The organism is Vibrio penaeicida, assembly GCF_002933855.1.
In the GTDB taxonomy this organism is placed as follows: Bacteria; Pseudomonadota; Gammaproteobacteria; order Enterobacterales; family Vibrionaceae; genus Vibrio; species Vibrio penaeicida_A.
Genome location: NZ_BFAQ01000070.1, coordinates 1 through 12,823 on the forward strand (window position 1 = coordinate 1; position 12,823 = coordinate 12,823).

General features: G+C 44.8%; 9 protein-coding genes and 1 tRNA gene. 3 read left to right on the plus strand and 7 right to left on the minus strand.

The window, feature by feature from the left end; genetic code table 11:
- Positions 1-80: 80 nt before the first annotated feature.
- A tRNA-Trp gene (locus VPNCDNU1_RS27905) sits at positions 81-157 on the plus strand.
- 221 nt (positions 158-378) lie between these two features.
- On the opposite strand, the gene VPNCDNU1_RS27910 is transcribed toward VPNCDNU1_RS27905, so the two are convergent.
- Positions 379-1,911 carry a phospholipase D family protein gene (locus VPNCDNU1_RS27910; RefSeq protein ID WP_104403411.1) on the minus strand — a complete coding sequence of 511 codons (1,533 nt, stop codon included), beginning with the start codon at positions 1,909-1,911 and terminating at the stop codon, positions 379-381.
- 95 nt (positions 1,912-2,006) lie between these two features.
- Positions 2,007-2,897 (minus strand): HTH-type transcriptional activator IlvY, encoded by an 891-nt coding sequence (gene ilvY / locus VPNCDNU1_RS27915; protein WP_104403412.1) that lies wholly within the window; start codon positions 2,895-2,897, stop codon positions 2,007-2,009.
- Between the two features lie 161 nt (positions 2,898-3,058).
- Here ilvY and ilvC point away from each other — a divergent pair, with 161 nt between their 5' ends.
- Positions 3,059-4,543, plus strand: a complete 1,485-nt coding sequence (gene ilvC / locus VPNCDNU1_RS27920; RefSeq protein ID WP_104403413.1) for a ketol-acid reductoisomerase — start codon at positions 3,059-3,061, stop codon at positions 4,541-4,543.
- Between the two features lie 224 nt (positions 4,544-4,767).
- Here ilvC and ubiK read toward each other — a convergent pair whose 3' ends face one another.
- The 4 genes from ubiK to VPNCDNU1_RS27940 form a co-directional block, all read right to left on the minus strand.
- Positions 4,768-5,019 carry a ubiquinone biosynthesis accessory factor UbiK gene (gene ubiK, locus VPNCDNU1_RS27925; protein WP_104403414.1) on the minus strand — a complete coding sequence of 84 codons (252 nt, stop codon included), beginning with the start codon at positions 5,017-5,019 and terminating at the stop codon, positions 4,768-4,770.
- A gap of 117 nt (positions 5,020-5,136) precedes the next feature.
- On the minus strand, positions 5,137-8,262 hold the full coding sequence (locus VPNCDNU1_RS27930) for a multidrug efflux RND transporter permease subunit (protein ID WP_104403415.1): 3,126 nt from the start codon (positions 8,260-8,262) through the stop codon (positions 5,137-5,139).
- A gap of 11 nt (positions 8,263-8,273) precedes the next feature.
- A complete protein-coding gene (locus tag VPNCDNU1_RS27935; RefSeq protein ID WP_104403416.1) occupies positions 8,274-9,380 on the minus strand; it encodes an efflux RND transporter periplasmic adaptor subunit in 1,107 nt (368 codons plus the stop codon).
- 18 nt (positions 9,381-9,398) lie between these two features.
- Positions 9,399-9,986, minus strand: a complete 588-nt coding sequence (locus tag VPNCDNU1_RS27940) for a TetR/AcrR family transcriptional regulator (RefSeq protein ID WP_104403417.1) — start codon at positions 9,984-9,986, stop codon at positions 9,399-9,401.
- A gap of 177 nt (positions 9,987-10,163) precedes the next feature.
- On the opposite strand from VPNCDNU1_RS27940, the gene rep reads away from it, so the two are divergent.
- On the plus strand, positions 10,164-12,179 hold the full coding sequence (rep, locus tag VPNCDNU1_RS27945) for a DNA helicase Rep (RefSeq protein ID WP_104403418.1): 2,016 nt from the start codon (positions 10,164-10,166) through the stop codon (positions 12,177-12,179).
- Between the two features lie 115 nt (positions 12,180-12,294).
- Here the strand turns inward: rep and VPNCDNU1_RS27950 are convergent, their stop codons facing one another.
- The gene (locus VPNCDNU1_RS27950) at positions 12,295-12,708 is read right to left on the minus strand and encodes a c-type cytochrome (RefSeq protein ID WP_104403419.1); all 414 of its coding nucleotides are present in this window, start codon (positions 12,706-12,708) and stop codon (positions 12,295-12,297) included.
- Between the last annotated feature and the right edge of the window lie 115 nt (positions 12,709-12,823).

The window sequence follows — 12,823 nt, forward strand, 5'->3', positions numbered from 1 at the left end:
GTCCACTCCGCCATTTATTAAAAAGCCTCGCCTTACGCGAGGTTTTTTTGAATCTGATAGCTAAAGGTTCAATACAGTTTAGGGGTGTAGCTCCAATTGGCAGAGCAGCGGATTCCAAATCCGCGTGTTGGGAGTTCGAATCTCTCCACCCCTGCCACACTTGAAAGCCTCGTCGAAAGACGAGGCTTTTTTGTATCTATCGAATATTCAAAGCGAATATTGAGTGTTGAATTGGTTGAGCAGAACTTTGTATATCAGTCTCGTACCCCTGTCATATACAAAGAAAGTTATCACGGGGTCGCTACTCTTTCCCCAACCAATTTCTGTTATGGCTGAGGAAAGAAGAGTTGTAGTACTTGTATAGTAAGTATCTGAATGCTAAAGCACATCTTTGGGAATGAAGCGGCGCAGTTTTACACCGATTTGTTTGGAAATACTGACTTCACTATCAGGGTTGAAGTCAGGTGTAATTCTCCAAGCGTTCTCCGGTTCCATTTCGATATGCATTGATTTCGATACGTGCTGAGTGATCTCGGGAGAGTGAATAATGGAAAAGCTCTCCGTGTTTAAATTGGCACTTCGTGGATCGAAGTTATACGTACCAATCACCGTGATGCTTTCGTCTACTACCATGGTTTTGGCGTGAAGACCAAAAATCGGTGTGGAAGGGAGTTTTTTATACATATGCTCCGTCATCACCCGCTGCCTTATCTTAGCATCAGGCTTGAACTCGTAAATCTCCACCCCTGTATCGAGCAGTTGCTTGCGGTTGCGTTGGTAACCACTAAATGCAGCAAGGTTATCATTAGATGCAAGGCTATTCGTTAAGATCTTGATGGTTATACCTTTATCAACTAATTCACGTAAAAAAGCCCGATCCTTTTTCGTCGTGACAAGATAAGGCGTCTGAATCAGAATCGACTTCTGAGCACTTTCGGCCAGTTGCACTAATCTATCTTGGGTTACACTCCCACCACCGAGAAAAGATTGTCTATCATTTTTTCCTGGCTGGTCTGAGATGTATTCGACATTATCAACGAACTTAAATTTGCCTTCTTTGGCCAACCGTTGAAATGTAGTTGGTACTTTTTCAATATCAGACCGTATTTGAGGGTGGAAGTGCTCTGGGTTACAAGCGTATGAATGAAGCCTCGAAAAATCAGGGTTGGCATCGTAGGAGGGGGTGTTGAACAAATCTTCAACAGGCACACTGAGTTTATTGTTCCAGTATTCTTCAAACGATGTATCAATGTGTTTTACTGCTTGACCCGCTAAAAATACATCTCTGTCTCGGAAATTGTATTCGTGATCAAATCCAAAGTACTCATCTGCGATGTTCCGGCCGCCAGTAATGGCGATCTGATTATCAACCAAAAAGACTTTGTTGTGCATACGCTGATTAATGCCGTGGAAATCGGTGACGACGGTAGAGATTTTCTGAGCAATGTTTTTGCCGATATTGGCATTTGGGTTGTATATCTTGATTTCAAAGTTTTCATGTGCAGCAAGCATTAATAGTTCATCGCCTCTTGCATCCAGCATGATGTCATCGACTAAGACTCTTACTTTCACCCCACGCTCAGCGGCTCTCACAAGATAATCCGTTGCTATCAAGCCCACGTTATCAACCGAGAATATAAAGTACTGAACGTCTATCGTCTTTTCGGCTCGCTCTGTTAGCCATGCCCTAGACATCATGGCTTCAGTGCCTTGTTCGAGTACATATACCCCAGTTTTGGTTTCCATCTGAGAACGATACGGTTCTATAAAGTGGGAGATTGGCAAAGGCGTTTTCTCTGTAAGAGAGCGGCAATGATTTTTTTCAGAGATTGGTACGCTATCTGGTGCTGGGCTACAGCCAAGCAATGGTACAGAGAGCAAAGCAGAAGTGGTGATTCTAAAGATGGACATTATCGTAAGCGCCTTTTTCTCTATTGAGCCATGGGGAAACATTGCCAATGTATACTAATAAAGACTCTTAGCAATGTCAGTATTCAAGGTTACCACTATGGTTGGATATAGACCTTTTCAGCAACTTTCCAGAAAGCGGAAAGTAGAGGATTGTCTAAATTTGAGCGTTTACATACGACGCCTAATTTAAAAGGTTTAATGGATTCCAGTTTGAGACGCTGAATCTTATCCCTTACAGGGCTATTTACGATAACGACTTCTGGGGCGATACCCACACCACATCCGAGAGCGACCATGCTGACAATGGCTTCGTGCCCCGATACTTGGGCATAAATGTTAGGTTTTATGCGCATTTTTTTAAACCAGGCGTTCGCTCTCTCTCGTGCTGTACCCGCTTCCGGGACGATAAAAGGAATTTTATTCCAATCAGGCGCGCTTTCCGCCAGTTCCGAACCGAAGCTGCTTACCCCAGCAGGTGCAATTACCGAAAGCGGAATATCACTGATAGATTCAAACTCTAGCCTAGCTGGCAATAACTCGGGCAGCGCAGAGATCGCAATATCGGTTTCGTCGTTCATGACCTTATCGATTGCTTGTGCGGGGTCACCTGTAGAGAGCTCAAATTCAATATAAGGGTAGAGCAGCCTAAATTCAGCAAGCAACTCAGGTAGGTGGCTGTAACTAGCCGTCACCGAGCAGAACAAACGCAATTTCCCTCTAAGTTCGTTCTCTCCATGCTGAGTATCGGACTGAAACTGATGCCATTCACTGACGATATTTACGGCAATGGGCAGCAACTTCTTACCAGCAGGTGTCAGTTCTACTGAACGATTGTCTCGAAGAAACAGATTCTGCTGTGTGTCCTGTTCGAGCTTTTGGATCTGCCGGCTTAATGCTGATGCGCTCACGTGCATGGCGGTTGCCGTTTTACTGAAGCTTTTACTCTCACATAGGTGAATAAAGGCTTGAAGACTTTTGATATTCATAATGGTGTCACTTTGAGCAATATAAAATAGCTAATGTTGCGTTTATTGCAATTACTGGTTGTGAATATATCACTTTGAGCAACTTAATGTCTGAATTAGTATAAGGTTATTCGACGCTATACCGTCGACCTTATGGATAAATTAAACAGGAGTTCCAGAAAATGGCTAACTACTTCAACACTTTAAACTTGCGTGAGCAGCTAGACCAGTTGGGTCGTTGCCGTTTTATGGACCGCAGCGAATTTGCAACAGAAGCGGATTACCTGAAAGGTAAGAAAGTGGTCATCGTTGGTTGTGGTGCACAAGGTCTTAACCAAGGTCTGAACATGCGTGATTCTGGTTTGGACGTCTCTTATGCACTTCGCCAAGCAGCAATTGATGAGCAGCGTCAATCGTTTAAAAATGCAAAAGACAATGGTTTTGAAGTTGGCAGCTACGAAACTCTTATCCCACAGGCAGATTTAGTTGTTAACCTGACTCCAGATAAGCAACACAGCAATGTTGTTGAGACAGTAATGCCTCTAATGAAAGAAGGTGCTGCACTGGGTTACTCTCATGGTTTCAATGTTGTTGAAGAGGGTATGCAGGTACGTAAAGATTTGACCGTTGTGATGGTTGCACCTAAATGCCCTGGTACCGAAGTTCGTGAAGAATACAAGCGTGGCTTTGGTGTACCGACTCTGATTGCTGTTCACCCTGAAAACGATCCGAAGGGTGAAGGCTGGGATATCGCCAAAGCTTGGGCTGCAGCAACAGGTGGTCACCGTGCTGGTTGTCTTGAATCTTCATTTGTAGCGGAAGTGAAATCCGATCTAATGGGCGAGCAGACTATCCTTTGCGGCATGCTTCAAGCAGGTTCTATCGTATGTTACGAGAAAATGATTGCGGACGGTGTAGACGCAGGTTACGCAGGTAAGCTTCTACAGTACGGTTGGGAAACGGTGACGGAAGCGCTTAAGTTTGGTGGCATCACTCATATGATGGATCGCCTATCTAACCCTGCGAAAGTGAAAGCGTTTGAGTTGTCTGAAGAATTGAAAGATCTGATGCGTCCGCTTTACAACAAGCACATGGATGACATCATCACAGGTCACTTCTCTGGCACTATGATGGCAGACTGGGCAAATGATGACGCGAACCTTCTTGGCTGGCGTGAAGAGACAGGTGAAACTGCCTTTGAAAACTACCCAGAATCTGACGTTGAAATTTCTGAGCAAGAGTACTTCGACAACGGCATCCTAATGATTGCTATGGTACGTGCGGGTGTTGAGCTAGCTTTTGAAGCGATGACTGCGTCTGGCATCATTGATGAATCTGCTTACTACGAGTCTCTGCACGAGCTTCCATTGATTGCGAACACAATTGCACGTAAGCGCCTGTACGAAATGAACGTCGTAATTTCAGATACAGCAGAATACGGTAACTACCTATTTGCTAACGTAGCGACTCCACTTTTACGCGAGAAATTCATGCCTTCTGTAAGCACAGATGTTATCGGTAAAGGTTTGGGTGAAACTTCTAACCAAGTTGATAACGCTCGTTTGATTGAAGTGAATGAAGCGATTCGTAACCACCCTGTTGAATACATCGGTGAAGAGCTACGCGGCTACATGACCGACATGAAGCGCATTGCCGTTGGTGGTTAATACGTGAAATAAACGTCTCAGTTAGTGTGAAGGTCGTATTGGTTTGAAACTGTGCACCTTCATCTAGAATGACGAAGCTATTTCTGCGTTATCTACTACGCTTATATTGCAAAAGAACTCCAGCAGGCTGGGGTCGATAATACAAAAAGTAAACACAACACATAAATAAAAGGCTTGCTCTGTCGTTAGAGCAAGCCTTTCTTTTTGTTTGAAGGAAGCGTTTTCTATTTTTCGCTCAGTTTTTCTTCTAAATCTGCCAGCTTTTGTTCCATCTCTGTTAGCTTTTGGCGAGTGCGCAGCAATACTTGAGTTTGTACATCAAACTCTTCTCTGCTGACAACATCCAACTTGTTGAGTTGGCCTTGGATAACTTGACGAACCTTTTGTTCTACATCAGTACCGAGCTCTTTGACAGGCTGAGGCATTGACTCATGAATTTGTTTGGCAATTTGTTCGAGTTTCTTGGGATCAAACATGGGTAACTCCTTTCAATTTAACCTCATTTTATGTAATTCGCTGGTCGTTGTCGTTAGTCTTTAGCAAGAAAAAAGGCTACCGAAGTAGCCTTTTTACGTTTTGTTTATCTGTTGCGATTACACGGACTCTTCTCGAATATCTCGTTGAGCGGCTTTCGCTTCATCAACTCGTGCGAGCTTTTCCAGATCTTTATCTTCAACAAATACTGGCAGTGGTTTGTGGTCTTCCGCTAAGTAGCTGTAAATAACCGGAAGAACGAACAAGGTGAAAAGCGTTCCTATCGCCAATCCGGCAACGATAACAATACCGATACTGAAACGTTGAGCGGCACCCGCGCCTGTTGCATACATCAGCGGTATCAAACCTGCGATCATAGCTGCTGTTGTCATCAGAATAGGACGAAGGCGCACCTTCGCCGCTTCCATTACAGCCTGCATCTTGTTCTTTCTATTATGAAGTTGCTCTTCTTTAGCAACCTCACAAATCAAAATGCCGTGCTTGGTAATGAGACCGACGAGCGTAATCAACCCGACTTGCGAGTAGATGTTCATGGAAGCGGCGCCCCATGCCAGTGCAATTAACGCTCCACAAATAGCGAGTGGTACGGAAACCATAATGACCAGTGGATCTTTCACCGACTCGAATTGAATAGCCAAAACAAGGAAGATGATTGCCAAAGCCAAGCCAAATGTAGCGTACAGTGCACTGCCTTCAGTCACGAACTGACGAGATGCACCCATGTAATCATGGTTGTATCCTGCTGGCAGTTTAGTTTCAGCTATATTTTCAAACCAGTTGATAGCTTCACCCATAGCAATACCTGGTGTTGGTACTGCACCCACAGTTGCCGAATTTAACTGGTTGAAGTGTGGTAGAGAACGAGGCTCCGCAACCACATCAATGGAAATCAGGCTTCCTAGTGGTATGGAATTACCATCTGCCGCTCGCACGTAATAGTTGTTCATGGATTCGGGGTTCAAGCGATATTTACGCTCTACTTGAGGAATCACTTCGTAAGAACGACCATTTAGGTCAATACGGTTCACATAGCCATCCGCCATCATTGTGCTGAGCGTGATACCAATGTCTTGCATGGTAACGCCATAAACACCGGCTTTATCTTTGTCTATGTTGATCTTCATGGTGGCTGAATCGTAGTTCAAGTCGAGATCAGAGTAGACAAACAATGGGCTCGTATTGACTTCCGTTAACACATCCGTTGCTACTTGGAATAAGCTCTCAAAGCTATTCGGTGTTGTCATAACAAACTGAATAGGAAGACCAGAACCCGCGCCCGGTAGTTCAGGCATTTCAAACGCCGTTACCGACATGCCAGGAACATCTTGCACTAACTTACTTACGCGATCTTTTACTTCCGCTTGGCTTGCTTCACGCTCGCTCCATGGCACCATGGATGCAATACCGAAAGCTTGGTTTGAGTTCGGCACCCCAGTGAACACCTGAGCAAACGCCACTTCTGGCTGGTCTGACAGGATTTTGTTCACATCATTCATGGTGTTTTGCATGTAGTCGAGGTTCGCGTTTGATGGCGCAGTACCCAACAACATCACTACACCTTTATCTTCAGATGGTGCAAGTTCACTCGGTATGAACTTGAACAACATTGGAAGACTGGCAAACACGATGACAGCGAAAGCGATGATGACAGGTCGACGCTGCATCACTGCACCCAACATACCTTCGTAGCGATCCGACATTCTGTCTAGGAAGTGATGAACGGTTTTCTCGAATTTGCTTGGCTGTTCGTTGGCTTTCAGCATCTTCGAACACATCATCGGAGAAAGTGTTAATGCGACGATACCAGAAACAAATACCGCCCCTGCAAGAGTAAGAGCGAACTCCTTAAACAGAGATCCCGTAATACCACCCATCATTGCAATTGGTGCGTATACCGCCCCTAAGGTCAGTGTCATGGCGATAACAGGGACCGCAATTTCTCGCGTACCAATAATCGCAGCACGGAATGGTGATTCGCCCAGTTTGATATGACGATCGACGTTTTCCAAAACAACGATGGCGTCATCGACCACCAAGCCGATAGCCAGAACCATAGCCAGCAGTGTCATTAGGTTCCAAGAGAAACCCATCGCTTGCATGACCATAGCCACACCAATGAGTGACAATGGAATAGTAACGATAGGGATCAAGACCGCTCGGAACGAACCTAGGAAGATGGTGATGACCACTAATACAATCAGTGCCGCTTCCAAAATGGTCTTGATGACCTCTTGGATGGACTCATTAATGGCAATCGTGGAGTCGTACATGACTTCCATCTTGATGTTACTTGGAAGGTTTTTTTCAAGTGTTGGTAACAACTCTAGGACGTCTGCCGCAATGTTGATCGGGTTAGCACTTGGCGCGGCATTGATTGCAGCAACAACCGCTTCTTGTCCGTTCGCACTTGCACGGTAAACATCGTGGCTTTTCTCTAGTGACACTTTGGCGATATCACCTAAGCGAATGACGAGACCTTCACCGTTTTTCACCACCAAACGACTCAGTTCTTCAACGCTTGATATTTGTGTATCTGCGCTGCCGTTGTACAGAACAAATTCGCCAATGGCTTGACCGGTTGCCGACTGATAGTTGTTGGCATTCAGAACCGTCATTACATCGGTTGCTGTTAGGTTAAGCGCACCCATTTTAGTTGGGTCTAACCAAACACGAAGTGCGTATTTCAAGCCGCCGTAAAGGTCGATTTTAGACACGCCGTTAACCGTAAATAGCTGAGGGTTGATCACTCGCTCAAGATAGTCTGTTAACTGGCTCGACACCAACTCGTCACTGGTGAAACCAATGTAGAGAACCGCGGTGGTTGAGCCTGTCGACATGGTTACCGTTGGATCTTCTGCTTCTTTTGGAAGCTGAGATCTCACCGAGTTGGTTTTGGCGAGAATATCCGCCAGCGCCGCATTCGGATCGGTATTCAACTTCATTGTCACCGTAATGGTGGACTTACCTAACACCGATTGCGACGTCATAAAGTCGATATTATCGGCTTGTGCGACAGCTTGTTCCAGCGGCTGAGTAATAAAGCCCTGAATCAAATCGGCACTGGCACCGTAATAGCCCGTTGATACCGTAACAACGGTATTCGTCATTTCAGGGTATTCACGCACCTGCATTTTGAAGATGGCTTGTAAACCAAGCAAAGCAATCAAAAAGCTGATGGATACCGCTAAAACAGGACGTTTAATAAAAACATCAGTAAAGCGCATGCTTCCTCCAGTTACAGCATTGGTGTTTCAGCTGGCGGATTCGTTGCATCGCTTTCCACGATACGAACCTTAGCGCCATTGCTTAAACGAACCTGACCAGAAGTCACCACTACATCTCCAGGTTTTACCCCTTCTAATATATGAGCGATGTGCTCGGTACGTTCACCCACTTTTACAACGTGTTGCTTCACTCGCTGTACACCATCTTCGTCAGACAGAATGTACACATTGTCACCGTATAAGGTGAAAGTGATTGCGGTTTGAGGCAAGGAAACCTGATCGGTTAGCTTTGGTAAAATGATGTCGGCACGAGCGAACATACCACTACGAAGTTGACCATCGTTATTCGGAATGTCCGCCTGAACTTGTACCAAGCCACTTTGTACGCTGACGGCAGGCTCTATTGCACTGATGGAACCTTGGAAGGAATTTTCTGGGTAGGCGTCGACTTTGATATCAACGGTTTGACCCATATAAATACGCGAAATATCCGTTTGTGGAACGGTAAAGCGAAGGCGCATAACACTGGTGTCTTCAAGGCGTACAATATCCGTTCCTGGTTGCAGGTACTGACCTAGGTAGACATTTCGAATACCGACGACACCCGCAAACGGCGCTTTGATTTCACGGCGATTGATAGACGCTTTTAAGCTCTCAATATCGGCAGAAAGAGAGAAATACGCAGCTTGCGCATCATCATAAGCTTCTTTCGATACAGAGCCTTTCTTATACAAACCAGCATAACGTTTGTATTTTGCTTGAGCAGCTGGCAATTTTGCCTTCGCACTTTTTAGGTTGGCTTGCTCAACTTCAGAATCCAAAGTAAGAAGAACTTGGTTATCTTTAACAGTAGTGCCAGATTCAAATTGAATCTTATTTATCACACCATTGGTTTCTGTTGTTAGTGTTACGCCTTGGTTTGGTTCAATGAAGCCGATTGCTTCAATGGTTGGAACCCAATCAACAGCCGCAACTTCAGTGACGGTAACAGGGAATTCTGGCTCTGGTCTATTTGCCAGATACTCAGCAATCTTCTGTTGTTTAAACATATTGAAACCTATCACACTGCCGAACAGCAGGATTGAGATAAGTAACATAAAGAAAGTCCACTTTTTCATTCTATTCAGAACTCCAAGTTAATGTTGAACAATGGCATCCCAGCTGGCTTCAATCGCCGCTTCTAATGCATCATCATCGAGTTGAAAGATCCCTAAGGCATGTTTGCGAGCAAGCGTGACACCTACTTCCAAACTAAGACCAGATAAAATGGGGTTATCCAAAGGCTTGAGCACCCCTTGTTGTTTACCTTCCGTGAACATTTGATCCACTTTGGCAAACATTTTTCGTTCAAGTTCCCTAATATTCACATGAGCTGGCGTAGGAAGGGATTCGTATTGAGTCCGATTACAAAGCGTGCTTCCTTCCGTGCAGGCCAAGTGCCAGATGTTGAGCCACATGATGCGAAAACGTTGTTTCAAAGGCATGTCATTATCTACGTTGGCTTGCACAACATCAGCGATACGCTGAGAAACCATTTTTCTCAATTCAATCAATAAATGGTCTTTATCATCGAAATGGCGATAAATGGTTCCAGCGGCAACACCAGCTGATTGTGCAATCTTTTGCATTGATATGCCATGAAAGCCTTCTTCTGCGAGCAAATTTTCTGCGGCCCGCAATATTTTCAATCGCTTATCGTTACCAATCTGCTTTTCACTGGGCATTATATACATTACTCAAATGTGAATGAACGTTCATTCATTATAATTCCAACCCTATATATGTATGCAACAACTAATTTGCAATCCTATGTATTTTTTGCCGAGTAATTTCTTATTGGTATAAATATGAGGAGAGAATTACACTATGCTCCCGAGATCGCATTCGAAAGAGACCCCGCAATGAAGCTGAACCCCAGACAAGATGAAGCCGTGAAATACGTATCAGGTCCCTGCTTGGTACTGGCAGGCGCTGGCTCTGGTAAAACTCGAGTTATTACCAACAAAATTGCTTACTTGGTTCAGCAGTGTGACTACAAAGCGCGGAATATTGCAGCGGTTACTTTTACCAATAAAGCCGCCCGTGAAATGAAAGAGCGTGTTGGTCAAACTTTGGGTAAGCATGAGTCAAAAGGGTTAATGGTTTCAACGTTCCATACGCTGGGTTTAAATATCATTCGTCGAGAATACAAAGCGTTGGGGTTAAAAGCGGGCTTTTCTCTGTTTGACGATCAAGACCAGTTAGCGTTATTAAAAGAGCTCACTGAAAAACAGATCGATGGTGATAAAGATTTACTCCGTTCCTTACTGAGCCATATTTCTAACTGGAAGAACGACATGCTTTCGCCTGCTCAAGCTATTGAACGAGCTAGAGGGGAGCAAGAGCAATTGTTTGGGCGCTGCTTTGATATGTATCAGAAGCAAATGAAAGCCTACAACGCATTGGACTTTGACGATCTTATTGCGCTGCCTGTATTTTTGCTGAAATCGAACGAAGACGTTCGTCAACGCTGGCAAAGTCGCATTCGTTATTTGTTGGTTGATGAATACCAAGACACCAACACCAGTCAGTATGAACTGGTTCGTTTAATCGTCGGTGAGCGCGGTCGATTGACCGTGGTAGGCGACGATGATCAGTCGATCTATTCATGGCGCGGGGCAAAGCCTCAGAACCTCGTGTTATTAGGGGAAGATTACCCCAACCTTCGCCTAATCAAACTAGAGCAAAATTATCGTTCAACCAGTCGAATTTTACGTAGTGCGAATATTTTGATTGCCAATAACCCGCACGTTTATGAAAAAAAGCTGTTCTCTGAAATTCCAGATGGCGAAATGCTCAAGGTTCTGACCGCAAAGAATGAAGAGCATGAAGCGGAAAAAATCACGGGTGAACTGATTGCGCATAAATTCCTGAATAGGACAGATTACAAAGACTACGCAATTTTGTACCGCGGCAATCATCAATCTAGGTTGATTGAAAAGTCGCTGATGCAAAACCGAGTGCCTTATAAGATCTCTGGTGGTACTTCCTTTTTTGCTCGCTCAGAAATCAAAGACATTATGGCTTACCTTCGTGTCCTCGTGAATCCAGATGATGATAATGCTTTCTTGCGAATCGTAAACACCCCAAGGCGAGAGATTGGACCGGTCACATTGGAGAAATTGGGTAGCTACGCCAACATGCGAGGAAAAAGCCTGTTTGAAGCCAGCTTTGAACTTGGACTAGAGCAGCATCTCACTGGGCGTGGTTTAGAAAATCTGCGCAAGTTTGTGCAATGGGTGGTCGCTATATCCGACAATGCGGAGCGAGGCAATACGGTTGAGGCGGTGCGTTCTCTGGTGAGAGACATTCATTATGAAGACTGGTTGTACGAAACGTCACCCAGCCCGAAAGCCGCTGAAATGCGGATGAAGAATGTGTCGGATTTATACAGCTGGATAGTGGCGGATCTCGAAGGAGACAACTACGACAATGAAGAAAAAACGTTAAAAGAAGTGGTTCAGCGGCTTACGCTTCGCGACATGATGGAGCGAGGTGAAGACGACGATGATGCCGACCAAGTTCAATTGATGACTTTACATGCTTCTAAAGGGTTGGAGTTTCCGTATGTCTATTTACTTGGTGCAGAAGAAGGCATCTTACCGCACCAAACCAGTATCGATGAAGAGAACGTAGAAGAAGAAAGGCGGCTAATGTACGTAGGGATAACACGTGCACAGAAAGAGCTCACGTTTACCATGTGCCGTGAACGCCGACAATATGGGGAGCTGATCAAACCTCAACACAGCCGCTTTCTCGATGAACTGCCATTTGATGATGTGGAGTGGGAACAAGCTAAAAAGAAAGTCTCACAAGAAGAAAGAATGGAAAAAGGTCAGGCGCATATTGCCAATTTGAAAGCGATGTTCAAAAAGTAGGTTTATTAAGAACTTTGCACCTGAGGTTACTTGGGTGTACGCCAAGATCGAGCCAATACAAAAAAGAGCAACTGCCTTTCGCGCGTTGCTCTTTTGGTTGAGGTTCTTTCGGTCGTTACAAACCTTCGATCATATGGTTAATTGCAGCGACGATTTCTTCATCGGAACAATCCATACACGCGCCTTTTGCTGGCATTGCGTTGAAACCATTGATGGCGTGATCTGTCATCACATCCATACCTTGGGCAATACGCGCAGCCCATTGTCCTGCATCTCCTTTAATCGGTGCTCCACTGACACCAGTACCGTGGCATGCTGTACAGAATACATTGTAAACTGAAGCGCCATCTCTGGGACCTTTAGGTTCTGCTGAAACAGGCTCGCTTCCAGCAAGGTACACCTGACCAACAGGCTTAATACGATCTGAAATCGCATCGTATTCTTCTTGGCTGACTTTGGCTGCAAAAGAGAAACTTGAGAAGGTGATTGTAGCAGCCAATAGGCCAATAATTCGACGTGACATATCCATTACTCGCTATACATTTCCAGGCATTGATAAATACGATGTTTATCTTTATTTGGTTTGTTATTCACCTAAGCTGTTGTCAGAGAGTGTTCACAGACACACGGTTTATCAAAAAATA